General features: G+C 72.9%; 18 protein-coding genes and 1 pseudogene. 15 read left to right on the forward strand and 4 right to left on the reverse strand.

Annotation, left to right across the window (positions count from 1 at the left end):
- Nucleotides 1-120 precede the first annotated feature (120 nt).
- A complete protein-coding gene (locus CD790_RS27005; RefSeq protein ID WP_144385961.1) occupies nt 121-2592 on the forward strand; it encodes an excinuclease ABC subunit UvrA in 2472 nt (823 codons plus the stop codon).
- A gap of 61 nt (nt 2593-2653) precedes the next feature.
- On the opposite strand, the gene CD790_RS27010 is transcribed toward CD790_RS27005, so the two are convergent.
- Entirely contained in the window at nt 2654-4108 is a 1455-nt protein-coding gene (locus CD790_RS27010; RefSeq protein ID WP_144385962.1) for an amino acid permease, read from the reverse strand.
- A gap of 465 nt (nt 4109-4573) precedes the next feature.
- Between CD790_RS27010 and CD790_RS27015 the strand changes: the two genes are divergently transcribed.
- Nucleotides 4574-5452 carry an Fpg/Nei family DNA glycosylase gene (locus CD790_RS27015; protein WP_144385963.1) on the forward strand — a complete coding sequence of 293 codons (879 nt, stop codon included), beginning with the start codon at nt 4574-4576 and terminating at the stop codon, nt 5450-5452.
- Between the two features lie 931 nt (nt 5453-6383).
- A complete protein-coding gene (locus CD790_RS27020; protein WP_144385964.1) occupies nt 6384-7310 on the forward strand; it encodes an aminoglycoside phosphotransferase family protein in 927 nt (308 codons plus the stop codon).
- Between the two features lie 409 nt (nt 7311-7719).
- On the opposite strand, the gene CD790_RS27025 is transcribed toward CD790_RS27020, so the two are convergent.
- Complete coding sequence (locus CD790_RS27025; protein ID WP_144385965.1) at nt 7720-7935, reverse strand: MbtH family protein; 216 nt, start codon at nt 7933-7935, stop codon at nt 7720-7722.
- A gap of 235 nt (nt 7936-8170) precedes the next feature.
- Between CD790_RS27025 and grpE the strand changes: the two genes are divergently transcribed.
- Nucleotides 8171-8629 (forward strand): nucleotide exchange factor GrpE, encoded by a 459-nt coding sequence (grpE, locus tag CD790_RS27030; protein ID WP_186319260.1) that lies wholly within the window; start codon nt 8171-8173, stop codon nt 8627-8629.
- Nucleotides 8630-8768: 139 nt separating this feature from the next.
- On the forward strand, nt 8769-10073 hold the full coding sequence (locus tag CD790_RS27035; RefSeq protein ID WP_144385967.1) for an FAD-dependent monooxygenase: 1305 nt from the start codon (nt 8769-8771) through the stop codon (nt 10071-10073).
- A 210-nt stretch (nt 10074-10283) separates the two neighbouring features.
- Here the strand turns inward: CD790_RS27035 and CD790_RS27040 are convergent, their stop codons facing one another.
- The gene (locus CD790_RS27040; RefSeq protein ID WP_144385968.1) at nt 10284-10502 is read right to left on the reverse strand and encodes a dodecin; all 219 of its coding nucleotides are present in this window, start codon (nt 10500-10502) and stop codon (nt 10284-10286) included.
- A gap of 263 nt (nt 10503-10765) precedes the next feature.
- On the opposite strand from CD790_RS27040, the gene CD790_RS27045 reads away from it, so the two are divergent.
- The 10 genes and pseudogenes from CD790_RS27045 (at nt 10766) to CD790_RS27090 (ending at nt 26132) form a co-directional block, all read left to right on the forward strand.
- On the forward strand, nt 10766-11617 hold the full coding sequence (locus CD790_RS27045) for a metallophosphoesterase (protein ID WP_144385969.1): 852 nt from the start codon (nt 10766-10768) through the stop codon (nt 11615-11617).
- Nucleotides 11618-11710: 93 nt separating this feature from the next.
- Nucleotides 11711-11947: a DUF5988 family protein gene (locus tag CD790_RS27050; RefSeq protein WP_144385970.1), complete on the forward strand. Its 237-nt coding sequence runs from the start codon at nt 11711-11713 to the stop codon at nt 11945-11947.
- Nucleotides 11948-12267: 320 nt separating this feature from the next.
- Nucleotides 12268-13152 (forward strand): TauD/TfdA dioxygenase family protein, encoded by an 885-nt coding sequence (locus tag CD790_RS27055; protein ID WP_399218284.1) that lies wholly within the window; start codon nt 12268-12270, stop codon nt 13150-13152.
- Nucleotides 13153-13161: 9 nt separating this feature from the next.
- Entirely contained in the window at nt 13162-13704 is a 543-nt protein-coding gene (locus tag CD790_RS27060; RefSeq protein ID WP_144385971.1) for an FcoT family thioesterase, read from the forward strand.
- Nucleotides 13705-13733: 29 nt separating this feature from the next.
- Nucleotides 13734-20045 carry a type I polyketide synthase gene (locus CD790_RS27065; RefSeq protein WP_144385972.1) on the forward strand — a complete coding sequence of 2104 codons (6312 nt, stop codon included), beginning with the start codon at nt 13734-13736 and terminating at the stop codon, nt 20043-20045.
- Nucleotides 20045-21604: a long-chain-fatty-acid--CoA ligase gene (locus CD790_RS27070; protein ID WP_144385973.1), complete on the forward strand. Its 1560-nt coding sequence runs from the start codon at nt 20045-20047 to the stop codon at nt 21602-21604. Before CD790_RS27065 ends, CD790_RS27070 begins: the two co-directional genes overlap by 1 nt.
- An 8-nt stretch (nt 21605-21612) precedes the next feature.
- Nucleotides 21613-22872 carry a cytochrome P450 gene (locus tag CD790_RS27075; protein ID WP_144385974.1) on the forward strand — a complete coding sequence of 420 codons (1260 nt, stop codon included), beginning with the start codon at nt 21613-21615 and terminating at the stop codon, nt 22870-22872.
- Nucleotides 22873-22874: 2 nt separating this feature from the next.
- A complete protein-coding gene (locus tag CD790_RS27080) occupies nt 22875-23069 on the forward strand; it encodes a ferredoxin (RefSeq protein WP_144386118.1) in 195 nt (64 codons plus the stop codon).
- A gap of 276 nt (nt 23070-23345) precedes the next feature.
- Nucleotides 23346-23822, forward strand: a pseudogene (locus tag CD790_RS37010) (ATP-binding protein); the annotation flags it as partial.
- Nucleotides 23823-23834: 12 nt separating this feature from the next.
- The gene (locus CD790_RS27090; RefSeq protein ID WP_144385975.1) at nt 23835-26132 is read left to right on the forward strand and encodes a helix-turn-helix transcriptional regulator; all 2298 of its coding nucleotides are present in this window, start codon (nt 23835-23837) and stop codon (nt 26130-26132) included.
- A gap of 21 nt (nt 26133-26153) precedes the next feature.
- On the opposite strand, the gene CD790_RS27095 is transcribed toward CD790_RS27090, so the two are convergent.
- Nucleotides 26154-26921, reverse strand: coding sequence for a DUF4239 domain-containing protein (locus tag CD790_RS27095; protein WP_144385976.1), 768 nt, complete (start codon nt 26919-26921; stop codon nt 26154-26156).
- Nucleotides 26922-26924: the final 3 nt, after the last annotated feature.

A 26924-nucleotide genomic window follows, 5' to 3' on the forward strand; every position in this document is an offset into this window, starting at 1 on the left:
AGACGAGCGACCGCGGTCACCGGGGCGATCCATCACCCTCGCCGAGGTGATCGACCACGCTCGCCGAGACGCTCCACCGCGCTCGCCGAGGCGCCCTTCCGATCACTTAGGATCGCCAGAATGGCACCTCACGCACCTCATGACCCGTTCGTCCGCGTCCGCGGTGCCCGCGTGCACAATCTGCGCTCCGTCGACGTGGACGTTCCGCGCGACGCGCTCGTCGTCTTCACCGGCGTGTCGGGCTCCGGGAAGTCCTCGCTGGCCTTCGGCACCCTCTACGCGGAGGCGCAGCGGCGCTATCTGGAGTCCGTCTCGCCGTACGCCCGCCGGCTGATCCACCAGACCGAGGCACCGAAGGTGGCGGAGGTCACCGGGCTGCCGCCGGCGGTGGCGCTGGAGCAGCGGCGCTCCGCGCCCACCTCGCGTTCCTCCGTCGGCACCGTCACCACCCTGTCGAACTCGCTGCGGATGCTGTTCTCGCGGGCCGGCACCTACCCGCCGGACAGCACCGGCCGGCTGGACTCCGACGCCTTCTCGCCGAACACCGCGGCCGGCGCCTGCCCCGAGTGCCACGGGCTGGGCACGATCCACCAGGTCACCGAGGAGTCCCTGGTCCCCGACCCGTCGTTGAGCATCCGCCAGGGCGCCATCGCCGCCTGGCCCGGCGCCTGGCAGGGCAAGAACCTGCGCGACATCCTCGGCGCGCTCGGGTACGACCTCGACGCCCCCTGGCGCGACCTGCCGCCGGAGGACCGTCGGTGGATCCTCTTCACCGACGAACAGCCCGTCGTGACCGTCCACCCCGAGCGCGAGGCCCACCGCATCCAGCGCCCCTACAAGGGCACCTACATGAGCGCCCGGCGCTATGTGCTGCACACCTTCGCGGACTCCAAGAGTCAGACGCTGCGCACCCGGGTGGGGCGGTTCATGGTGAGCGCGCCCTGCCCGGTGTGCCGGGGGCGGCGGCTGCGCGCCGAGGCGCTGGCCGTGACCTTCGCCGGACACGACATCGCGGCGCTCGCCGCGCTGCCGCTGACCGCGCTCGCGCGCGTGCTCGCCCCCGCCGTCGACGGCGCCGACGAGACCGCGGCGACGCTCGCCCACGACCTCGTCGCGCGCATCGAGGTGCTGACCGAGCTGGGCCTCGGCTACCTCAGCATGGACCGCGCCACGCCCACCCTCTCCGCGGGCGAGCTCCAGCGCCTGCGGCTGGCCACCCAGTTGCGCTCCGGCCTGTTCGGGGTGGTCTATGTGCTGGACGAGCCCTCGGCGGGGCTGCACCCGGCCGACAGCGCGGCCCTGTTGACCGTCCTGGACCGCCTCAAGGCCGCCGGGAACTCGCTGTTCGTCGTCGAGCACCACATGGACGTGGTGCGGCGCGCCGACTGGATCGTCGACGTCGGCCCGCGCGCCGGCGAGCTCGGCGGCGAGATCCTCTACAGCGGACCCGTCCCCGGCCTGGCGGACGTCGCGGCCTCGGCCACCCGCCGCTACGTCTTCCCGGACGGGGAGGAAGGGGCCGTACGCGAGCCCCGCACCCCGGCTGGCTGGCTGCGGCTGCACGGCGTGACCCGGCACAATCTGCGCGACGTCGACGCCGAGGTGCCGCTGGGTGTGTTCACCGCCGTCACCGGGGTCTCCGGCTCGGGCAAGTCCACCCTCATCTCGCAGGTGCTCGCCGAGGCGCTCGCCGAACACCTGGGCCTGGCCGGAGCGGAGGCCGAGGAACCGGAGCAGCCGGGCGCCGCCGCCCGCCCCGGCCTCGCCGACCTGCGGGCCGTCAGCGGCCTGGACGCCGTCGACCGGCTGGTACGGGTCGACCAGAAGCCCATCGGCCGCACCCCGCGCTCCAACCTCGCCACCTACACCGGCCTCTTCGACGCCGTGCGCAAGCTGTTCGCCGGCACCGAGGAGGCCCGCGCCCGGGGCTTCAACGCCGGGCGGTTCTCCTTCAACGTCGCCGGCGGCCGCTGCGAGACCTGCCAGGGAGAGGGCTTCGTCGCCGTGGAGCTGCTCTTCCTGCCCGGCACCTACGCCCCCTGCGCGGACTGCCGGGGCGCGCGCTACAACGCCGCGACCCTCGAGGTCGGCTACCGGGGCGCCTCCATCGCCGACGTGCTGGGCATGACGGTCGACGCCGCGGCCGACTTCCTCGCCGACGTCCCGGCCGCCGCCCGCGGCCTGCGCGCCCTGCGCGAGGTGGGGCTGGGCTATCTGCGGCTGGGCCAGCCCGCCACCGAGCTGTCCGGCGGCGAGGCGCAGCGCATCAAGCTCGCCACCGAACTCCAGCGCACCCGGCGCGGCCACACCGTCTACCTGCTGGACGAGCCCACCACCGGGCTGCACCCGGCCGACACCGAGCTCCTGCTGCGTCAGCTGCACGGTCTGGTCGACGCGGGCCACTCCGTGGTGGTGGTCGAGCACGACATGGCGGTGGTCGCCGGTGCCGACTGGGTCATCGACCTCGGCCCCGGCGGCGGGGACGAGGGCGGCCGCGTCGTCGTGAGCGGCCCGCCCGCCGTGGTGGCCCGCGCCGCGGCGAGCCGCACCGCCCCGTACCTGGCCGGGGCGGTGCGCGGACCGGAGCGCTGAGGAGCCGCCGACGTCCGCCAAAGGCGTGGCCCGCCGGCCGTGTCGACGGGCCGGCACGGCGCTACAGTTCGCCGCCGGGGATCGCGCGGCGGCGCACCTCCGCCTCCTCCTTGGCCAGCTCCGACTTCCGGTAGCCGTAGGCGAAGTAGATGACCGCGCCGATGGCGAACCAGATGGCGAACCGCACCCAGGTCCGCCAGTCCAGGTAGGTGATCAGCCAGATGGAGGAGGCGACCCCGACCAGGGGCACCAGCGGCATCCACGGGCAGTAGAACTGGCGCGGCAGCTCGGGCCGTCGGTAGCGCAGCACGATGACGGAGACGCAGACCACCGCGAAGGCCAGCAGAATGCCGATGTTGGTGAGCTCCGCCGCCTCGCCGATCTTGACGAAGCCGGCGATGCCCGCCGAGGCGAAGCCGACGATCCAGGTGACCCGGGTGGGCACGTGCCGGGTCGGGTGGGTCTTGGCGAACCAGTGCGGCAGCAGACCGTCGCGGCTCATGGAGAACCAGACCCGGGTGACGCCCAGCATGAAGGTGAACATGACGGTGAGGATGCCGATGATCGCGCCCACCGCGATCACATCGGCGACGCCGCTGAGCCCCACCGCCTTGAAGGCGCTGGAGAAGCCGCTCTCCGGGTCGATGTCCGTGTAGTTCTGCATGCCGGTCAGCACCAGACAGGCCAGCACGTACAGCACCATCGAGATGCCCAGCGAGTACAGGATCGCCTTCGGCATGTGCCGCTGCGCGTCCTTGGACTCCTCGGCCGCCGTACTCATCGCGTCATAGCCGAAGACCGCGAAGAAGACGGTCGCGGCGCCGGTGAACGCGCCGCCGATGCCATAGGGGAAGAACGGCGTGTAGTTGTCGGTGTTGATGTGGAAGAAGCCGATCACGATGACCAGCAGCACCACCGCCACCTTCAACACCACCACGACCATCTCGAACCGGGCCGCGCTCTTGATGCCCAGGTTGAGCAGGTACGCCACGAACAGGCACAGGATCACGGCGAAGAGGTCGATCCGATGGCCCGGCCCGGTGCCCGGCGCGCCCAGCATCCAGGCCGGCAGGTCCGCGCCCATCTCGCCCACCAGGAACGAGAAGTAGCCGGAGATGCCGATCGCGACCACCGCGACGATCGCCGTGTACTCCAGCAGCAGGTCCCAGCCGATGAACCAGCCCGCGAACTCGCCGAGCACCGCGTAGCCATAGGTGTAGGCCGAGCCCGCCTTCGGGATGAGCCCGGCGAACTCCGCGTAGCTGAAGGCGGCCGCCGCGCTCGCCACGCCGGCGATGAGGAACGAGATGAGCACCGCCGGCCCGGCCGTGCCGTTGGCGACCGCGCCCGCCAGCGTGAAGATGCCGGCGCCGATGATGCCGCCGACACCGATGGCGGTGAGCTGCCACAGCCCCAGGGCGCGGGTCAGCCGCTCGCTCGTGGCCCCCTCGGGCTCCTCGATGTGGTCGATCGGTTTCTGGCGCAGTACGCCCGATCCCATTCGGAGTCTGGCCATGGTCTGTCCTCTCCGCCGACGCCGACTGCTGACGGCCGATGATGATGAAGCAGCCCGGAGGCCGTGGGAAGGCACCGCGCTGGACCATGGCCGGATCCGGGCCCCGGCGCCGGCGGGGGTCGGCGGCGGACGCGACCGGCCGGCGGCCGACGCCCGGCGGTTGCCACCTGACGCCCGGCGGCTGACGCGCGACGCCCGGCGGTCGGCGCCCGGCGTGGCGCGGGTCGCAGGCCGTGCGGCCCGCGGCATCGGGGGCATGTGCGGCCCGCGCGCCGGGCGCGGCGACCGGCCGCGCGGTGCCGACGGCGGCGGGACCGCGGTACGCCCCGCCCACCCGCCTCGTCCTGCGCGCTCCGCGCGGTGTCGGCCATGCACGCACCGTAGTCAGCGTCGGCCGTCGGCGCAGCCGGGGCGTGGTGTGCGGGTGACCGGGCGGACGTGGGGGCGCTGCGGCACACTGGTCACATGCCGGAGCTGCCCGAGGTCGAGGCCCTCGCCGGGTACTTGGCCGAACACGCGGTCGGCCGGGAGATCGCCCGGGTGTACCCGGTCGCGGTCAGCGTGCTCAAGACGTACGACCCGCCGCTGACGGAGCTGGAGGGCCGCCCCCTCACGGCCGCCGGGCGGTACGGAAAGTTCCTGCACCTCGCCACCGGCGACGGCCCCCACCTGGTGATGCACCTCGCTCGCGCCGGCTGGCTGCGCTGGCGGGACGAGCTCCCGCGGGAGCCGCCGCGCCCCGGCAGGGGACCGCTGGCGCTGCGGGTGCGGCTGGTCGAGCGGGAGGGCGCGGCCGGAGCCGGTTTCGACCTCACCGAGGCCGGCACGAAGAAGGGGCTCGCCGTCTACTGCGTCCGCGACCCGCGGGACGTCCCCGGGGTCGCCCGCCTGGGCCCCGACCCGCTCGACGCCGCCTTCGACTACGCCGCCTTCGCCGCCCTGCTGCGCGGCCAACGGCACCAGATCAAGGGTCTGTTGCGCGACCAGTCCGTCATCGCGGGCATCGGGAACGCCTACTCCGACGAGATCCTGCACGCCGCTCGCCTCTCGCCCTACCGCCTGGCCGTCGACCTCACGGCGGAGGAGACCGCAACCCTCTACGAGGCGATGGGCACCACCCTGCGGGACGCCGTCGAACGCTCACGCGGGCTGGCGGCGGGGGAGCTGAAGGCGGAGAAGAAGACCGGCCTCCGGGTGCACGGCCGGACCGGCCAACCCTGCCCGGTCTGCGGCGACACCATCCGCGAGGTGTCCTTCAGCGACTCCACGCTCCAGTACTGCCCCACCTGCCAGACCGGCGGCAAGCCCCTGGCCGACCGACGACTGTCACGCCTGCTGAAGTAACCGGCTGCCCCACCTGACGAGGGCGAACCCCCGACCGCGCGAGAGCGCGGCGTCCCACGGGTGTGCGTCGGCTCGCGTGACGATTGGCCGAGGTGTGCCGACCGCGCGGGTGTGCCGTCGGCCGTGCGGGAGGTGTGCTGGCCTGCCGCCGGGCGTGCGTGGGGCGCTTCCCGGCACGGCTGTGCCCGTTCAGCGCGCGTGTGCCGGACCGGCGGTGCCAGCCCGTGCTCCCGGGGTGGGGCGTCCCGAGGGTGCGGCGAGGGGCGGGGGCGCGCTGTCCATGCCGCCGGTCGCGCGAGGGCGTCGTCCGTCCGGGAGTACCGGCCCCCGCGCGGTGCGCGATACGCGGTACGCGGGGCGCGCCGGGCGTGGTCCCCGTGTGCCGGTCGCGCCGTATGCGTCGGCAGCGGTGCGGGCCAGCCGCGCTGGAGGTGCGCTGAGCCCGACGCCGAGACCACGCGCGGGGCGCCGACCGCGCGGGCTGTGCCGGCCGCGCGGGCGCGGCGGTTCGGCGCGTCCGTGCGCGGTCCGCGCACATGCGTGGGGCGCGGTCGCCGAACGCGGAGGTACGCCGCCCACGCGCAGGGGGCCGGGTGCGCGCGTGCGTCGAACGCGCGGGGCGCGCCGGCGCGCGCCGTACGGACCTGCCCGGCCCCGTACGGCGCGCGGGGCGCGGCGGCCCACGTGGTCGCGAGCCGGCCGCGCGGGTGTGGGGCTGCTGGGCGTCGTCAGCCATGGTGCCGGCTGCGCGGTGGGGTGCCGGCCATGCGGGACGTGAGCCGCCGCGCGGACGCCCTGTAATTCACCCTCTTGACGTGATCGCGTTCGATTAGGCTGAGGTCATGCTTTGACGCCTGCCCGGCATCCGGGCACCCCCGTGACTCCTTCGTCCGTCGCATACCGAACCGCGTCACACGAAGGAGACCTTTCCATGAACACGTCGACCACCATCGACGTACCCGACGCCTTCGCGGCGTCGTACGGCGCGCACGACCCCCAGGCGCGGGCCTGGGTCGCCGCGCTGCCCCGGCTCGCAGCCGACCTTCTCGAACGCTGGGAGCTGCGGCTCGACGGCCCGACCGCGTACGGCATGGCCTCGCTCGTCCTGCCGGTGCTCCGGGCCGACGGCACTCCCGCCGTGCTCAAGCTCCAGCAGCTCCGGGAGGAGACCGCCGGTGCCGCCGTCGGGCTGCGGGCGTGGCGGGGCGAGGGCATGGTGCGCCTGCTCGACCACGACGAGGCCAGCGGCGCCCAGCTGCTGGAACGGCTGGACGGGTCCCGTTCCCTGTCCTCGGTGGCCGACGACGAGGCCGCCATGCGGATCCTGGCCGCGCTGATGGCCCGTCTGACCTCGGTACCGGCCCCCGACGGGCTGCGGCGGCTGTCCGACATCGCCGCCGCCATGCTCGACGAGGTCCCGCGGGCCGTGCCCGCCCTGCGTGACCCCGCGGAACGGCGCCTGGTGCGGACCTGCGCGTCGGCCGTGGCCGAACTGATCGGCGAGTCCGGCGACCGCCTGCTGCACTGGGACCTGCACTACGACAACGTCCTCGCCGGCGAGCGGGAGCCCTGGCTGGCCATCGACCCCGAACCGCTCGCAGGCGATCCCGGGTTCGAGCTGCTGCCGGCGTTGGACAACCGGTGGGACGAGGTGACGGCGACGGGCGACGTGGAGCGGGCGGTGCACCGCCGCTTCGACCTGCTGACCGAGGCCGTCGGCCTCGACCGGCAGCGGGCCACCGGCTGGACCCTCGGCCGGGTGCTGCAGAACGCGCTGTGGGACGTCGAGGACGGCAGGACGACGCTGGAGCCGGCCCAGGTCGCCATCGCTGCGGCCCTGCTGCGCCGTTCGGCATAGGGTCGCGGGAGGCTGGCGCGCCGCGTCGTCCGCCGGGTGGCCTGCTGCTGGGGCACCACCTGCTGGGAGCACGCCGCCCGGCTCCCGCGCCGCCCGAAGCCCGAGACCACTGGAGACCCGCGCCGCCCGGCTCCCGCGCCGTGGGGCGGCTGGGCGGCGGGCCCGGTCCGTGTCCCGGCGGCGTCGCGCGCCGTAGGGCCTCGCGCGCCGTAGCCGGGCCCCGCGCGGGCCGTCGGGCCCAAGGGCGGCCGGGCACTCGCGCGGGAGCCGGGCCCTCCCGCGGGCCGTCTGGCCGCCCCGCGCGGGCGGTCGGGCCCCCGCGCGGGCGGGTTAGCTCGCCGAAGGAGCGACCACCCGACCGGGCGCACGCCGTGGACGCGCCACGGCGTGCGCCCGGCCCGGTGGGGTGCTACGACGCGCCGTCCATCGCGGCGACAAGGCTCTTGGGGCGCATGTCGGTCCACTGCGTCTCGATGTGGTCCAGGCACTCCTGACGGCTGCTCTCCCCGAGGGCCACGGTCCAGCCCTCCGGCACCTCCGCGAAGGAGGGCCACAGCGAGTGCTGGCCCTCGTCGTTGACGAGCACGAGGTAGAGCGCGTCCGGGTTCTCGAACGGGTTGGTCATGGGCCTTCCCCTCAGGTCACAGGTTCTTGACGGTCGGTCGGGTGGACGCCGCCCACCCGACCGACCGTGTCACGACCGTATCCCGCGCGGCCGCCGGAAGCGGTGGCGGGGGACCCTGACGATGTGCTGTACGGGTCGGGTATGTCCGGGCACACTGGGCATCCCCCACCTTCTGTTCCGCCCGGAGGCTGCGGCGTCGGCGATCGCGAGGGGGATCGCCAACGGGGAGACGACGATGGCATGGAATCCACTGCTCAAACGGTTTTCCGCGCGACTGCGTGAGGAGAACGCCCTGCTGCGCGCGGAGGCCGCCGAACTGCGCGCCGAACAGCGCATGCTGCGCGCGGAGGCGGAGCTCCCGCATCCGGTGGTGTCGGAACTGCTCGCCATAGCCGACCGGCTCACCGAACTCACCAAGGAGGGCGGCGCGCCCGCCGACGCCGCCCAGGCCGCGGCCGCGCTGCGCTGGCTGGACGGCCGGCTGTCCCGGCTGCTGTCCGCCTGCGACGTGGCCGACGTCCACGACGAGGGGCCCGTCGACCCGGCCCGCCACCACGTCGTCGGCGTCCGTCCCGCCGACGACGGCCGTCCCATCGGCTCGATAGCGGAAACCGTCCGCCGCGGCTATGCCTGGCACGGGCATGTCCTGCGCCACCAGCAGGTCATCGTCTACGTCGAGCCGGACCCCGACTGACCCGCGTCGAGCCCCTGATTCCGCCCCGGGCGGTCTGGACGTCCCGCGCCCGCCCCTGATAGCGCTGGTCCTGCCCCTGCCCCTGCCCCTGCCCCGCCCGACCGGCACATCACCGGTTCCGACCGCTGGGAGCACCCCCATGACCCCCCACCCCGTGATCATCGGTGGCGGCATCGCCGGCGTGGTGGCCGCGCTGGCGCTGCACAAGGCCGGGTTCGACCCGGTCGTCTACGAGGCGCGGCCCGAGACCGAAGGGGTCGACGACACCGGCGCGTTCCTGCTCGTCTTCGCCAACGGCCTGGCCGCGCTGCGGGCCGTCGACGCCCATCGACCCGTGTGGGACGCCTCCTTCCCCGCCGAGACCGTCACCTTCGTCAGCCCCACCGGCAAGCGCCTCGGCACCAGGCCCCTCGCGGGCTCGGCCCCGACCCCCGCCCCGCCGGCCTCGACCCGTACCCCGGACCCGGCCCCGGACCCGGACCCAGGCGCCGGCGCGCGGCGGCACGTCGGGGCGGACGACGACGCCCTGGGCCCCCGCACGCTCAAACGGGCCACCCTGTGCCGGGTGCTGCGCGCCGAGGCGGCGCGCCGCGGCATACGGATCGAGTACGGCAAGCGCTTCGTGGCCGCCCACACAGGCCCCGACGGGTCCGCCGTCGCCTCCTTCGCGGACGGCGGACGAGCCCGCGGAGACCTGCTCATCGGGGCCGACGGCATCCACTCGGCCATGCGGAAGACCATCGACGCCGCCGCGCCCCGGCCCCGCTACACGGGCCAGAACACCGTCTGCGGCTACCGCCGCGCGACCGACCCCGCGCTCCCCGCCGACCTGATCGACGGGTACACCATGATCTATGGGAAGCGCGCCTTCTTCGGCTGCACCCGCGCACCGGACGGCGAGCTCTGGTGGTTCGCCAACGCTCCCGGGGCGGAGCTGACGCGGGAGGAGCTCGCGACCGCGACCCCGCGGCAGTGGCAAGACCGCGTCGTGGAGCTCTTCGCGGGCGACGACACGCCGGTCGCCGACCTCGTCCGCACCACCGACGGCCCCGTCGTCGGCAGCAACGCCTATGACCTCGCCACCACGCCCACCTGGTCCCGTGACGCCATGGTCATCATCGGGGACGCCGCACACGCCGCCGCGCCCCACGCCGCCCAGGGTGCGTCGATGGCCATCGAGGACGGCGTCCAACTCGCCCGCTGCCTGCGCGATCTGCCGAACCGTCGGCGGGCGTTGGCGGCGTACGAACGGTTGCGCCGCGAGCGGGTGGAGCGGGCGGTGGCCACCAGCGCCGCCATGGCCCGGCAGGTGGCGTCGGGTCCGGTCCAGCGTGTGCTGCGGGACGCGCTGTCACCGCGCCGGGTGGAGCGCGGCGGGAGCGGCGCCGACGACTGGCTCACCGGCCACCGCATCGACTGGGACGCGCCCGTCACGGCGTTCTGACACATCCGCGGCGGGGCGGGTCACGAAGATCACTCGTGGTGCCGCACGCGCCTCACGTACGCTGCTGTTGTCAGGGGCGCGGCAGCGAGGGCGGCGGGGGATATGACGATGCGTCGGCGCGGTCCGGCCGTGGAGGCCGTGGGCCGCCGCCCGGGACGCCGTCCGCATACCGGGGGCGGTGGCGCACGCCCGGCATCGCGGGGGCGGTGCTCAGGACTCCGCCTCCTCCAGCCGGAACCCGACCTTCAGACCCACCTGGTAGTGGCCGATCTGCCCGTCCACCAGATGGCCGCGGATCTGACCGACCTCGAACCAGTCCAGGTTGCGCAGTGTCTTGGCGGCCCGCGCCAGGCCGTTGCGGATCGCGTCGTCGACGCCTTGCTCGGAGCTGCCGACGATCTCGGTCACCCGGTAGGTGTGGTGGGACATGGCGCTCTCCGCGTTCCGTGCGAGGGTTCGGTGGTCCCTCTCACCGTGCCGCACCGCACCCCACCGCGCGAGCCGGACGTCGCCCGAGGGGTACCCCGCCGCCTGCGGCCGGGTGTGGACTCGCCCGTCCGCCCCGCGTTCGAAGGACGCGGGCAGTTTGTCCACCACATCTGCGAGGCTTGCGCCAGAGCCGGTCATGTGATCAACCGGCCCGCACTGGCGAGTCAGCGCACCATGATCGCCACCGTACGACAGGAGAAGTAATGGGCGGTACGCACCGGGGCGAACTACTCGCCATCAGTGACCTGCACGTGGCCTACGAGGAGAACCGGGCGATCGTCGAGCGGCTGCGGCCGGGCTCCGACGACGACTGGGTGATCGTCGCCGGCGATGTCGGCGAGGTCTTCGCCGACATCGAGTGGGCGCTGGGCCTGCTCAGCGAGCGGTTCGCCAAGGTGATCTGGACGCCGGGCAACCACGAGCTGTGGACCCACCCCAAGGACCCGCTGGAGCTGCGCGGCGTCGCCCGCTACGAGCACCTGGTGGAGATGTGCCGGTCCAAGGGCATCGTCACGCCCGAGGACCCGTACCCGGTCTGGGAGGGCAACGGCGGTCCGCTCACCATCGCCCCGCTCTTCCTGCTCTACGACTACACCTTCCGGCTGGACGGCATCACCACCAAGGAGGCGGCGCTGGCCCACGCCCACGAGGTCGGCGTGGTCTGCACCGACGAGCACTTCCTGCACCCGGACCCGTACCCCACCCGGGACGCCTGGTGTCGGGCCCGGGTGGCGGAGACCGAGGCCCGGCTGGCCGCCCGCGACCCCGAGCTGCCGACCGTGCTCATCAACCACTGGCCGCTCACCCGGCTCCCCACCCGGGTGCTGCGCTACCCCGACTTCGCGCTGTGGTGCGGCACCGAGCTCACCGCCGACTGGCACCAGCGCTTCAACGCGGAGACGGTGGTCTACGGACATCTGCACATCCCCCGGGTGACCGTGGAGGACGGGGTGCGGTTCCAGGAGGTCTCCGTGGGCTATCCGCGGGAGTGGAAGCGGCACGGCCGGCTGCCGGCCGATCCGCTGCGTCGCATCCTGCCCGTCGCGGTGCGCTGACCGGTCACTCCACCGGCGCTACGGCGTCGGTTGAGCCTCTCCTGAGCGACGCTGGCCACAGTGGGAGCCGGCGGCTAAGGAAGTGAGGCGACCATGGCCCATGTCCATGAAGACGGCAACGCGGTGCTTCGCGGCGGCCCCGCGGCCCTCTCGGCGGACCCCGCCGTCGAGAACGAGTGGATAGTGCGTGTGGAGGACCTGGAACAGACCCTCAAGCTGCCCTGTGGCAGCCACTACGACCATTACGCGCCCACCGCGGAGTGGTTGGAGAGGTCCGGCCGGACGCTGCGGGTCTTCCGGTGGAGCCGCCGCACCTACGTGGCCGAGTGAGGCGCGCGGCGTAGACCGCGCCCCACCGCGCCGACGGAATCAGAGCCCGGAACCCCGAGCGGGGCGTCGCATGGCGACGCCCCGCTCCGTCGTGTGCCCGCCCGCGCGTTCGGCCCGGCCTTCCCCGGGCCCGCCGTGCGTACAGCTCGCCGCCCCCTTGCCTGCGACACATGCCGTAGGGGTGTACCGGGATGGCCACCCCTACCTCCCCTGTCTTGGTGAGGGTGACCCCTAAGAGGCTTCAGGTGTCCTGTCATCGTGACCAACGCGCTGCCTAGGTTGAAGGCGACTCTGTTGCCGAACCCCCATGAAGGTGACCGATGATCACCATTCCACAGGAAGGCGCCCGGATGGGCGTGGCGGTCGACGAGCTCGACGCACTCAACGCGCCCGCCGAGGATCTCACGGCGCTCAAGCAGCTCGTCTACCGGCACCGCATCGTGGTCCTGAAGAACCAGCACCTGACGCCCGGCGAGTACGTGGCGTTCGGCCGGCGGCTGGGCGAGGTGGAGACCTACTACCAGCCGATGTACCACCACCCCGAGCACAAGGAGATCTTCGTCTCCTCCAATGTGAAGGAGGACGGACAACAGGTCGGCGTGCCGCAGACCGGGAAGTTCTGGCACCACGACTACTCGTTCATGCCGCGGCCGTTCGGGCTGACGCTGATCTACCCGCAGGTGGTCCCGGAGCACAACCGCGGCACGTACTTCATCGACATGGCGCGGGCCTACGAGAAGCTGCCCGAGGAGCTCAAGACCGAGATCAAGAACACCCGCAGCGAGAACAGCGTCCGCCGGTACTTCAAGATCCGGCCCAGTGACGTCTACCGCCCGATCGTCGAGATCCTCGCGGAGATCGAGGAGGAGACCCCGGCCTCCCGGCACCCCACCGTCTTCACCCACCCGGTGACCGGCGAGTCGGTGCTCTACCTCAGCCAGGCCATCACCTGCGGGCTGGAGGACGAGTCCGGCAACCCGCTGCGGGAGGGGCTGCTCGAGGAGCTGTTCGACGCGGTCGGCCAGTCCGACCCCACCTGCCAGCACGAGAACGTCCACCTTCAGCGGTTCGACAAGGGCGACATGCTGATCTGGGACAACCGCGCGCTGGTGCACCGGGCCCTGCACACCGTCAAGCCCGAACCCACGGTCTCCTTCCGGGTGACCGTGCACGACGAGTTCGAGTTCTACCCCGGTATCGGCTGAGGAGGTCATGTGGAGTTCCCGAACGACGAGGCACTGCTGGAACGGGTGTTGCGGGTCTACAAGCCGCACTGTCGCTATCTGACCTCGGTCACCACCCTCGCCAAGGGCGACCCGGGTGAGGCGGGCGGACAGGTCAGCGTCCGCGGTCGGTTCCACATCCCCGAGTCCTGCTACATCGACGACACCGGCCACTTCAACGCGGTGGAGTTCAACATCTGCTTCAACCAGATGTACTACTTCATCGTCGCCAAGTCGGTCAAAGAGGGGCTGGTCCGCGCCCTGAGCGACTGGACCATGGACGACTACTGGGAGCGTCAGCTCCAGGACATGTTCCTGGTCGACTTCCGCTCCAGCTTCCGGCGTGCCATCACCACAGGTCACTTCTGGGGCCAGCTCGACCTCACCGGCGCCCAAGAGCGGGACGGCGGCAACGGACCGCTGCTGATCCTGAACACCGAGGTCCGCTACGGCGAGGACGAGACCGCCGCCTGCAACGGCAAGGTCCGCCTGGCCATCCGCAACCACAAGCCGTCCTCCGTGCCCACCGCGTGACACCGTCCAGCCGACCCAGAGCAGGAGCCATGCCCTCTTCCATCGACGAGCCCATCGCCATCGTCGGTATCGGTCTGCGCCTCCCCGGCGGCAACAACACCCCCGAGGAGTTCGCCGAGTTCCTGCGCACCGGACAGTCCGGTGTGCGGCCCTTGCCCACGGACCGCTGGGACCCCGGACTGGAGTCCGACGACCCCGAGTCCAAGGGCACCATCCGGTGCGCGCAGGGCGGGTTCATCGACAAGCCCGACCACTTCGACGCGAAGTTCTACAACATCTCGCCGAAGGAGGCCGACTTCGTCGACCCGCAGCAGCGGCTGGCGCTCGAAGTCGGCTGGGAGGCGCTGGAGGACGCGGGCATAGACCCGACGCCCCTGCGCCACGGGCGCGGCGGCGTGTACATGGCCGTCAGCAACTTCGACTACGCCGGCGAGATGGCCGGCTACTCCAACCTGGAACTCAACAGCTACATGCCCACCGGCGCCACCCTGAGCGCGGTCGCCGGCCGGCTCTCGTACTTCCTCGGCTGGCGCGGCCCCTGCGTGACCGTGGACACCGCCTGCTCGGCCTCGCTGGTCGCGGTGCACCTGGCCGCCCAGGGCCTGCGCAACGGCGAGACCGACATCGCGCTGTGCGGCGGGGTCAACGCCATCCTCAGCCCGCGCCCCTACATCATGGCCAGCCAGTCGAACATGCTCGCCCCCGACGGGCAGTGCAAGACCTTCGACGAGTCCGCCAACGGCTACTGCCGCAGCGAGGGCGGCGCGGCCCTGATCCTCAAGCGGCTCTCCGACGCCCAGCGCGCCGGCGACCGCGTCTACGCCCTGATCCGCGGCTCGGCCATCGGCCAGGACGGCGAGAGCAGCTCCCTGATGGTGCCCAACGGCACCGCCCAGGAGGGGCTGCTCCGGGTCGCCCTGGAGTCCGCGGGGCTGCGGCCGCACGACATCTCGTACGTCGAGGCCCACGGCACCGGCACCCCGCTGGGCGACCCCATCGAGATCGGCGCCATCAGCGCCGTCTTCGGCGAGTCGCACACCCCCCGCGACCCGGTGACCGTCGCCTCGCTGAAGACCAACGTCGGCCACATGGAGTCCGCGGCCGGCATCGGCGGTCTCGTCAAGACCGCCCTCCAACTGCGGGACGCCGCCATCTACCCGCACCTGAACTTCACCACCCCCTCCAGCCGCATCGCCTGGGACACGGCACCGGTCACCGTGCCCACCACCCTGCAGCCCTGGAAGGCCGAGACCCGACGGGCCATGGTCAACTCCTTCGGCCTCACCGGCGTCATCGCCTCGGTCGTCCTGGAGCAGGCCCCGGAGCCGGACCCGCGACCCGCGGAGGAGTCGCGGCGACCAGACGACGACGGCGCCCACCTCTTCACGCTCTCCGCCAAGACCGCGCCCGCGCTGCGCGGACAGATCCAGCGCTACCAGCGGCTGCTGCGGGACGAGCCCGACACCGACGTCGGCGACCTGTGCTACACCGCCAACACCGCGCGGGCCCACTTCCCGCTGCGGCTGGCCGGAGTGGTCCGGGACCACGACGACCTCGCCCGACTGCTGGACCGCGGGCTGACCCGGGCCGCGCAGGGCGCGCCCGCCGCCGGACCGGCCAAGGTGGCCTTCCTCTTCTCCGGCGGCGGCACCCAGTACGTGGGCATGGGCCGGCCGCTGTACGAGCGGTTCGAGGTGTTCCGCGAGCACCTGGACGCCTGTGACCGGCTCTTCACCCCGCACCTGGGCCGCTCCATCCGGGACATGATCCTCGGCGACGCGGACGACGCCGAGCTCATCCACCAGATCCGCTATATGCAGCCCGCCCTGTTCGCGCTGGAGTACGCGGTGGCGAAGCTGTGGCTGTCCTGGGGCGTGCGGCCCTCCGTGCTCGCCGGGCACAGCATCGGCGAGATCGTCGCGGCCACCGTCGCCGGGCTGTTCACCCTGGAGGACGCCGTCGTCCTGATGGACGCCCGCGCCCGCTTCATGGACGCCTCGCCGCCCGGCGCGATGGCCGCCGTCGAGGCCGCCGTCTCCGAGGTCGCCCCCTATCTGGAGCGCTACGAGGACCTGTCCGTGGCCGCCGTCAACGGCACCCGGCAGATCGTGCTCTCCGGCGGCAAGGAGTCGCTCACCCAGGTCGAGGAGGCCCTCGCCGCCCGGGACATCAAGACCAAGCGGCTCGCCGTCTCCTGCGCCTCCCACTCGCCGCTGATGGCCGAGGGCGCCGAGGCGCTCCGCGAGGTGGTCGCCGGACTCACCTTCCACGAGCCCGAGTTCACCCTCGTCTCCAACCTGACCGGGAAGATCGCCGAGCCGGCCGAGCTGGCCACCCCCGACTACTGGGCCCGCCATCTGCGCGGCGCCGTGAGGTTCGCCGACGGCATGCGGGCCATCGCCGAGCGCGGCCGACACGTCTTCCTGGAGACCGGCCCCGCCACCGAACTCATCGGCATGGGCAAACAGTGTCTGGAGGACGCGGCCGACCACCAGTGGCTCAACAGCCTCCACCCGGAGGACACCGACGCCACCGTCACCCGGCAGACCCTCGCCCAGCTCTACACCGCCGGCGCCCCCGTCGACTGGCCCGAACACCACCGCGGCCGCACCCACCGCCGGATCACCCTGCCCACCTACGCCTTCGACCGCCGCCGGCACTGGCTCCCGGCCCCCTCCGGCGCCCTCCCGGCCGCCCGCGGCGGCTCCGACGGCCACCCGCTGCTCGGCGGCGAGGTCTCCACCGACGCCCAGCGCGCCGCCGGGGTGCGCGAGTTCGCCGCCCGCGTCGCCGCCGACCGGCCCGGCTACCTCGCCGACCACAAGGTGATGGGCAAGGTCGTCTTCCCCGGCGCCGGCTACATCGAGATGCTGCTGGCCCTCCAGGACGCCGTGCACGGCGAGACCGGGCTGCCGGTCACCGACGCCCGGATCCACGAGGCGCTGTTCCTCCCCGAGGACACCACCGTCGAGCTGCGCACCCGGCTGCGGACCCGGCCCGACGGCACCGCCGAGGTGGAGATCGTCAGCCTGGTGCCCGGCGAGGAGCCCGACGACGAGGCCCTGGAGCGCACCCATGTCACCGCCACCCTCGGCACCGGACCCGCCCCGGAACTCGCCGAGACCGACCAGATCCTGCGCGGACTGACCCGGCAGCGCGCCGAACCCGGCCGCCAACATCAGGCCGACGACCTGTACGCGGACTTCTCCGAGCTCGGCGTCGACTACGGCCCGACCTTCCAGGGACTGCGCCGGGCCGAGGCGTACGGCACCGACCTGGCCGTCGGCGAGCTGCGCGGCCCCGCGTCGCTCACGGCCGAGCACCTGCCGCCGGCCATCCTCGACTGTGCCTTCCAGACGCTGGCCGCGCTCGCCGGCGACAGTGAGGTCGTCGCCATGCCGGTCGGCTTCACCCGCTGCCGGCTGCTGAAGAAGCCGCGCGGCGAACAGCTCCGCAGCATCCTGCGGCTCCATGTGCCCGAGGCGGACGCCGACACCGCCGGCGGCCCTGACGAGCCGTCCGCGCCCACCGCCGACCTGCTGATCCTCGACGGCGACCGCACCGTCTTCGTCCTGGAGGGCCTGGCGCTGCGCCAGGTGGCCGGCGCCGCCCCGGACCGTGACCGGATGTACTCCGAGGTGCGATGGGTCAAGCGCTCGCTGCGCACCACCGATCCCGAACCGCGCCGGGCGCTGCTGATCGGCGCCGGACAGGAGGGCCTCGCCGCGCTCACCGGGCCGGCCGCCGCGCGGGACGTCACCCTGGCCGTCGTCGACACCACCGCCGAGGCCGTGGAACAGCTCCGGGACCGGCCCACGGACGTCTGCTGGTTCTGGCAGCCCGCCCGCCCCGGCGAGGAGCTGCGCGAGGAGTGCGAGCGCAACTACCGCGACCTGCTGGAGCTGCGGGACGCCCTGGAGGAGATCGGCTTCGGCCGCGACCAGCGGCTGTGGCTGATCACCGAGGGCGGCCAGTGGGTGCCCGGCGACCGGCCCGGGGCCGAGGCCGGACACGCGCCACCGGCCTCCGCCACCCTGTGGGGCTTCGGCCATGTGATGTGGACCGAGTACCCCACCTACCGGGTCACCCTGGTCGACCTGCCCGCCGCGGGCGAGGACGGCTCCGGCTACCCCGCGCTGCTGGAGGAGTGGGCCGCCAAGGACTCCACCGACTATCAGGTGGCCTACCGCGCCGGGCTGCGCCATGTGCGCCGGGTCTACGCCGAGACGGGCGGCCCACGCACCGACGTCGAGCTGGTCGTCAAGGAGTACGGCCAGGTCAGCGGCGTGGTTCCGGTGCCGCTCCAGGAGCAGCCCGACCCCGTGGGAAGCCGGGTCCGGGTCCGGGTGCGTGCCGCGGGCCTGAACTTCAAGGACGTCTTCAACGTCCTGGGTCTGCACCGGCAGTTCGCCGAGGAGGCCGGCACCGGGCCGCTGGAGCTGCCGCTGGGCCAGGAGTGCGCGGGCGTGGTCACCGCGGCCGGCCCCGACGCCGCCTTCCAGGTGGGCGACGAGGTCGTCGTCGCGCACCTCGGCTCGCTGCGCGGAGAGGTGACCGTGGAGTCGGCGCAGGCGGTCGGCAAGCCCGCCCACCTGAGCTTCGCCGAGGCCGCGGCGCTGCCCACCGCCTTCCTCATCGCCCACCACGCGCTGCACGAGCTGGCCCGCGTCCGGCCCGGGGAGCGGGTGCTGATCCACTCGGCGGCCGGCGGCGTCGGCCAGGCCGCGGTCCAGCTCGCCCAGCGGGCCGGGGCCGAGGTCTTCGCCACCGCCCACCCGGACAAGTGGCCGCTGCTGCGCTCACAGGGCGTGCGCCAGGTGCTGGACTCCCACTCCCTCGACTTCGTCGACCAGGTGCTGGACGCCACCGACGGCAACGGCGTGGACATCGTCCTCGGCGGGCTGAACAAGGACTTCGCCCAGGCATGCCTGCGCGCGGTGGCCCACGGCGGCCGCTTCGTGGAGCTCGGCAAGGTCGGCCTGCTGACCCCGGACGAGGTCTCCCGGCACCGCGCGGACATCGACTACCTCGACTTCAGCGACGTCTCCGTGGAACAGACCCGGCGGCTGGCCGAGACCACCCTGGCCTCCGTGGTGGAGCTGGTGTCCACCGGCGAGCTGACCCCGCCGCCCGTCACCGTGTACACCCTGGACGAGGTCGACGAGGCGTTCGGGGTGCTCAGCCGAGGCGCCAACATCGGCAAGGTCGTGATCGGCTTCGGCGCGGAGCGCCCGCCCGCCGCGGCCCCGATCGAGATCAGCCCGGACCACACCTACCTGATCACCGGCGGTTTCGGCTCGCTGGGCCGGCCGGTCGCCGAGCGCCTCGCCGGACTCGGCGCCCGTCACCTCGCCCTGCTGGGCCGGCGCACCCCGCCCGCCGAGGAACTCGCCGCCCTCCGCGCCCGGCTCGGCCCGTCCACCGAGGTGCTGGCCCTGGCCGGCGATGTCGCCGACCCCGCGGACGTCGCCCGGATCAACGAGGAGCTGCGCGCCCGCCCACGGCCGCTGGGCGGCATCGTCCACGCGGCCGGTGTGCTCGCCGACGCGCCGGTGGCCGCGCAGACCTGGGAGAGCATCGACACCGTCTTCGGAGCCAAGGTCTACGGCAGCTGGCTACTGCACCAGGCCGCGCTCACCCACCCCGAGCTGCGGTTCTTCATCGGCTACTCGTCCGTCACCTCGGTGCTGGGCTCGCGCGGCCAGGCCAACTACGCGGCCGGCAACGCCTTCCTGGACACCCTGCTGGTGCGCCGCCACGCGGCCGGGCTCCCCGGCACCAGCGTCAACTGGGGCGCCTGGGGCGAGATCGGCCTGGCCGCCGGCATGGACGAGCAGCACATCGCCAACATCGAGCACCAGGGATTCAGCTTCTTCAAGCCCACCGCCGGCGTCCGGGCCCTGTTCCGGCTCTTCGACGCCCCGCCGGCCCAGGTGACCATCGCCGAGGCCGACTGGGACCAGGTCGCCGCCTCGCGCCCGCAGACCAACGCCCTCTACCACCAGGTCGGCAGGGTCTCCGGACCCGCCGCCATCGACGTCGACCTGGACGCGCTGCTGGAGCGGCCCCGGGCGGAGCGACAGGAGGCCGTCACCCTGGTGGTGCGCCAGGTCATCGCCCATCTGCTGCACTTCGACGGGCCCGACGACGTGCCGCCGGACGCCCGCTTCTTCGAGGTCGGCCTGGACTCGCTGGCCGCCGTCGAGCTGAAGAACGCGCTGGAGCTGATCTTCCGCATCCCGCTCTCGGCCTCCAGCGTCTTCGACCACCCCTCGGTCGCCCAGCTCGCCGAGTTCATCGACACCCTGCTCACCACCGCCGCGACCGAAGGAGCCCGATGATGAGCGGCGGGAGCGCCGCCGTGCCCCGGCTGCCCACGATCGCCGCCACCGCGGCCCACCACGCGGAGGCCCGGCCGGACCGCATCGCCATCGAGTGCGAGGGCGTCACGGTCACCTTCCGGGAGCTCCAACTGCGCAGCAACCGCACCGCGCACGCCCTGCTCGCCGAGGGTGTCGCCCGCAGCGCCCGGATCGCCTACCTCGGCAAGGACTCCGAGCACTACTACGACCTGCTGCTGGCGTGCGCCAAGACCGGCGCCGTGCTGGTGCCGGTCGACCCGCGACTCACCGCCGGCGAGATCGAGCACGTCCTGGGTGACTCCGGGGCCGAGCTGCTGTTCACCGAGGAGGAGCACCTCCCCGCTGTGGCGGGCCTCCGAGCCCGGCTGGGCGGGCTGCGCACCGTGATCCCGCTGGAGCCCACCGAGACGCACGGCAGGGGCTTCCTCACCTGGAAGGCGGAGCAGCCCGACACCGACCCGGGCACCGCCGCCAGCCCCGGCCGTCCGCTGGCCCAGATCTACACCAGCGGTACCACCGGGGCGCCCAAGGGCGTGATGCTCAGCCAGGCCAGTTTCTGGGCCGTCAACGACCTGCTGGCCCGGCACCGGCTGGACTGGCTGGACTGGCGCGAGGACGACCGGAGCCTGAGCGTGCTGCCCGGCCACCACATCGGCGGGCCCTGGTGGTTCCTCCAGGGCTTCCGGGCCGGGGCCACCAATGTGCTGACGCGCAGCTTCGACGCGAAACAGATCATGGGGCTGATCCGCGACGGCGGCGTCACCACCACCCTGATGGTCCCCTCCATGCTCCAGATCCTGCTCGCCGAACCGGCCACCACCCCGGCCGACTTCACCGGGCTGCGCAAGGTGGTCTACGGCGGCTCGCCCATCCCCGAGCCGCTGTTGAAGGAGTGCCTGGAGGTGATGGGCTGCGAGTTCGCGCAGATATACGGGCTCACCGAGACCTGTGCCTCCGCGGTCTGTCTGCCCCCGGCCGACCACGTCCCCGGCAACCCCCGGCTGCGGGCCGCCGGGCGCCCCTATCCGGGGGTGGCGGTGCAGGCCGTCGGCTCCGACGGGAGCCCGCTGCCGCCCGGTCGGGTCGGCGAACTGCGCATCGACACCCCGGCCGTGATGGACGGCTACTGGAACCGGCCCCGCGAGACCGAGCGCGCCGTCGTCGACGGCTGGCTGCACACCGGGGACGCCGGCCATGTCGACGAGGACGGCTACGTCTACATCCGCGACCGCATCAAGGACGTCATCCTGGTCGGAGGGGAGAACGTCTACCCGGCCGAGGTCGAGGCGGCGCTGAGCCGGCACCCCGCGGTCGCCGAGGCCGCCGTGGTCGGCGTGGAGCACCAGGTGCGCGGCGAGGCGGTGCACGCGTACATCGTGCCCCGCCCCGGCCTGCGGCCCACCGCCCGGGAGCTGGTGCTCTTCCTCAAGGGACACCTCGCCGACTACAAGACGCCCACCGCCTACGAGTTCGTCGACCGACTGCCGCGCAACGCGGGCGGGAAGATCCTCCGCCGCGCGCTGCGCGAGCGGGCCTAGGAGGGACCATGGACGCAACCACGGACCGGTCCGTCGGGCAGGACCTGCTGGACCTGCCCATGCCGCGACCGAGCGAGTGCCCCTTCGGGCCGTCACCGGAGTACGCCCGGCTGCGGGCGGAGGCCCCGGTGACCCGGGTGAAGTGCCCCACCGGCGTCACGGCCTGGCTGGTCAGCCGGTACGCCGACGTCCGGGAGGCGCTGGGCGACTCGGAGCGCTTCAGCAGCCGCCCCGGGCAGGTCGTGCACTTCATGGCGCACGCCGACCCCGACCGCCCGGTGGCGCCGGGGGAGTTCACCCGGATGGACGGGCCGGAGTACCAGCGCTTCCGCCGGCACATCGGCCCCGAGCTCGGCACCCCCAAGCGGCTGGACCAGCTGCGGCCGAAGGTGCAGCGGATCGTGGACGAGCGGCTGGACGCCATGGCGGCGGCCGGCACGACCGCCGACTTCTACCACGACTTCGCGGTGCCGGTCACGACCGCCGCGATCGGCACGGTGGTCGGGGTGCCCTACGCCGACCGGGCGCTGTTCCACGACGCGGCGGCGGTGGTGTTCAGCGGGCTCACCGACGCCCTGCAACTGGCCGAGGCGATCAAGCCGCTGCACGGCTACCTCTACGAGCTGGTACGGGAGCGTCGGAAGAACCCGCGGGACGACGGGGTCAGCCGAATGATCGCCCGCAGCGCGGCGGCGGACGAGTCGTTCAGCGACATGGAACTGGTGTCGATGAGCGCGGTGATGCTGGTCGCCGGCTTCGACACCACCGCCACCGCGCTCTCGCACGGCATGCTCGCCCTGCTCGCCCACCCGGAGGAGCTGGCGCGGATGAGCGCCGACCCGGAGCTGATCCCGGGCGGGGTGGAGGAGATCGTGCGCTTCTTCGGCGGCGCGGCGGGGATCTTCCGCGAGGCGACCCGGGACACCGTGCTCGGCGGTCAGCCCATCGCCAAGGGCGACTATGTGATCCTGGCGATCCAGGCGGCCGACCGCGACCCCGGGATCTTCCCCGACCCCGACCGGCTCGACATCGCCCGGAAGACCACCGGACACCTGGGCTTCGGATACGGGGCACATCAGTGTTTCGGCCAGCAGACCGCGCGGGTGGAGTTGACAGTGGCACTGGAGACGATCCTGCGGCGCGTGCCCTCGCTGCGGCTCGCCGTGCCGCTGGCAGAGGTCCCGTTCAAGACCGGCACCCCCGTGGCCGGACCCGCGGCCGTGCCCGTAGCGTGGGAGGCCATCCTGCCGAAAGAGAAAGGGCATTGACGATGAAGGTGAAGGTCGACGCCGATCGGTGCGTGGCCTCGGGGATGTGCGCGTTCAGCGCGCCTGAGGTCTTCGACCAGAACGAACACGACGGTGTGGTCGTGCTGTTAACGGAGCTGCCGTCGGCCGAGCACCACGACGCGGTCCGAAGCGCGGTCCGCAACTGTCCCAACATGGTGATCGCGATCGAGGAGTAGCCGGAGGGCACCCGCCCGCCGGTCGTGATCCCCCCCAGCGGCGGCTGTTGTGCGCGATATCGCGCACAACAGCCGCCGCTGTTCGTCGTGGGCCGTCATCTGTTCGATCGATTCGGTCGAATGGTTTCGGCCATTTCGTCGCGTGATCGAGGTCATGTTTGGCCTAATCGGTTAGGTGCATGCTTACACTGGCGGGTGTCGAGGCGCACGCCGGTATAGGAAATTCGGGCTGGCGCATCGGTTCGCCGGTACCCGGTCGGTGCGGGGGAGGGGATATTGCTTATCGAGCGGGAATGTGAATTGGGGTTCCTGCAGGATGTGCTTTCCGGGAGGTACTCGAATGCTCCTCGGGTGGTGCTCGTGGAGGGGGCGGTCGGATGCGGTAAGAGTCGGTTGCTGGATGTCGTCGCGGAGCGGGTCGCGGACGCGGGCTGTCTCGTCCTGGCCTCCGCGGGCTGCGCCGTTGGGGCGCAGCAGCGGACCGGGCTGTTGCGGCGGCTGCTCGCCGGTCCCGCGCTGACCGATTCCGCCAGAATGAGGATACGTTGGGTTCTGGATGAGTTGATTACTTCACGAGCTTCGCTCGAATTGCCTTCGAATCCCCCGGGAGGGGTACGGCTCGACGCGGTGGGAGACATCTGTTCGGCCCTTGTCGAGGCGGCGTGCGGTCGCCATGTGGTGGCTTTTGTCGACGATGTCGAAAAGGCCGACAAAGTGTCCTTGGAGTATCTTCTCGCAATCGGTAGGGAGCTTCGGTCCGCGGGAATGTCGCTGGTCTTCGCGGAATCCCTCGACCGCGATTCCAGCGACCCGGTCTTCCATACGGAACTGTTGCGGCAGGCGAACTTCCAGCGAGTGCGGCTGGGGCGGCTGAGCCGCCACGGCGTGGACCGGATGCTGGCCGCCGAGATCACCGAGCCCGCCGAGTCGACCCTCCACCAGGAGCTGTGGGCGGCCAGCGGCGGCAACCCGCTGCTGCTCCGCGCCCTGTTGGAGGAGCACCGGCTGAGCGGGCGGTCCGACGGCGCGGCGCAGAGCGCGGACGGCGCCCTTCGACTGAGCGTCGGCGGCCCGTTCGCCCAGGCCGTCCTCGCCTGCCTGCACCGCAGCGGGGCGCGGACCGCCGAACTCGCCGCCGGCGCCGCCGTGCTCGGCGCGTACAGCACCCCCGAACTCCTGGGCGGGCTGCTGGGGGCCGGAGCCGCCGTGGCGGCCCGGCGCAGCCAGGCGCTCAGCGAGGCGGGCATCCTCGACGGCGGCCGCTTCCGACACCCGGTCGCCGAGGCGGCCGTGCTGGAGCACATCCTCCCCCAGCGCCGCATGGAGCTGCACCGCAGGGCGGCGCGGCTGCTGCACACCGCCGCCGTCCCCTCGCGGGAGGTCGCCCGTCACCTGCTCGCCGCCCGCCACACCGACGAGCCATGGGCCACCGCGGTGCTCCAGGAGGCCGCCGACGAGGCCCTGGAGCGCGACGAGGCGAAGTCCGCCATCGACTACCTGGAGTTGGCGTCCGCCGGCTGTCCCGACGAGCGGCTGCGCGCCTCGATCAGAATCAGGATCGCCTTCGTCACCTGGCGACTGAGCCCGTTCATCGCCGAACAGCACCTGGCCGGCCCCGTCGAGGCCGACCGCGCCGGACTGCTCTCCGCGTCCTCCGCCGAACTGCTCGGCAGGCTGCTGCTGATGCACGGCAGGACCGAGCCGGCGGGCCGGGGCCTCGCCCCGGAGACACCGGGCGCGGTGGGCCCGGTGGGCGCGGTGGGCGCACCGGAGCACGCCCGGCGGCGGGGGCCGGGCGCCGAACCGGAGCGCGCCCCCGGCCCCCACCCCCTCCGCGCCTCCCCGGTGGCCCCGGCCGCGCTGCCCGCCCTGCTGGCGTCCAGCACCGTGTGGCTGCACCTCGGCCGGGGCGTCGACGGCTGCACGGTGGCCGAGGCGGAACGCGCCCTCGACGCCTCCCCGCTCATGGACACCACGCTGCCGACCGTGGCCAACTACCTCAAGGTGCTGTCCCTCGCCGGGCATCCGGAGCGGGCCACGGCGCGCGGCCGGCGGCTGTACGAGGAGGCCGGCCGCCGGGACGCTCCCGGTTGGCAGGCGCTGCTCTGCGCCGTGCTGGCCGAAGTGGCCGTGATGCGCGGCCGGTTCGCCGAGGCGGAGGAGTACGGACGGCTGGCCCTCGGCCACGCCCCCGTCCGCAACCGCAGCGTCTTCGGCGTCGGGCCGACCGTGAGCCGCGTCCTGGCCTGCACCGCCATGGGCCGCTACGCCGAGGCCGGAGTGCTGCTGGAACAGCCTGTCCCGGACGATCTGTTCAACAGCCTGGAGGTGCTGCCCTACCTGCGCGCCCGAGGGCGCTACTACCTGGCCACCAACCGCCACCACGCCGGGCTGGGCGACTTCATGAGCATGGGGTGGCTCGCCCGGAAGTGGGGCGTCGACCGGCCCGCCCTGCTGCCCTGGCGGATCGACGCCGCCGAGGCGCTGCTCGCCCTGGGGCGCCGCGCCTGCGCCGAACACACCATCCGGGAGCAGTTGGCCGCCGTCGAGCAGAGCCCCGCACGCGTCCGCGGCATGGCCTGGCGCGCCCAGGCCGCCGTCGCCGACGAACAGCAGCGGCCCCGGCTGCTGGCCCAGGCCGTCGACGAGCTCCACCCCGTGGGAGACGGCTATGAACTCGCCCGCACCCTGGCCGACCTGGCCGACGCCTACCAGACCACCGGCGATGTCGCCCGCTCCAGCATGATGAAGCGGCGCGCCTGGCAGATGGCCGGCGAGTGCGGTGCCCAACCGCTGTGCGACGCGGTCCTCCCCGGGCACCACGAGGAGGACTACCGGGAGTTCGGGCAGACACCGGGCCAGGACAAGATCAGCGACTCGGAGCGCCGGGTGGCCGCGCTCGCGGCACACGGCTACACCAACCGCGAGATCGCGGCCAAGCTGTTCATCACCGTGAGCACCGTGGAACAGCATCTGACCCGGGTCTACCGGAAACTCAACATCAGCCGCCGACAGGACCTGACCTCCGTCGACTTCACGGACCGGATCGACGAGTCGGCCTGAGCGGAACCCCGGCGCGCAGGGCTAGTCGCCCCGCGCGCCGGGGAACAGGTCGGTGAACGGGCCGACGGCGTCCGCCACGTCCCGGCCGAAGGGGGCGTCGAAGTCCCAGACCAGGAACAGCAGGAACGCGATGAGCATGCTGAACAGGCCGGAGAGCATCAGCTCGCGCGGTGAACGGCGGATCTGGAGCGTGAAGATGAGCCCGACGGCCAGCACCGCTCCCAGCACCAGCCCGAACCACACCACGCTCGGCATCGTCGGCCCCGCGCTCTCCCGCCGTGCGCCCCGCGCGTCGTCGGCCGCGGCCACCTGGTCCAGCAGCCCCGGGTACGCCTGCGCCGCCTCCACGTCCTCGCCCCGCAGCTCCAGGACGTCCCCGCGCACCCTGTTCAGGAGCTCGTCGCCGCGTTCGGTCAGCTCACCCTTGTCGAGCATCACCCGCCACTCCACGTTGACGACGTGGTCCACATACGCCGCCACGTCCCGGCGGATCCGCTCCCGGGCATGGGCCGGGTAGGCGTCCGCCCGCAGACTCACCTCGTGCAGCGCCTGCGCCTCGGTGCGCACCCCGTCCTGCGCCGCGCCGCGCGACTCCCACACCCCGGCGATGGCGAGCCCGAGCACGATGGCGTAGACCACGCCTACCATCATCGTCATGTACTCGATCACGTCCGGGGTTTCGCTGGGGTCGTAGTCGTCGCTCACCCGGCGCTCCTTGGCGACCGTGATGACGACGACCACCAGGCACGCCCCGCCCATCGCCAGCAGCAGTACCAGCCATTCGGACATCAG

This window comes from Streptomyces sp. SAJ15 (assembly GCF_007595705.1).
Classification (GTDB): Bacteria; Actinomycetota; Actinomycetes; order Streptomycetales; family Streptomycetaceae; genus Streptomyces.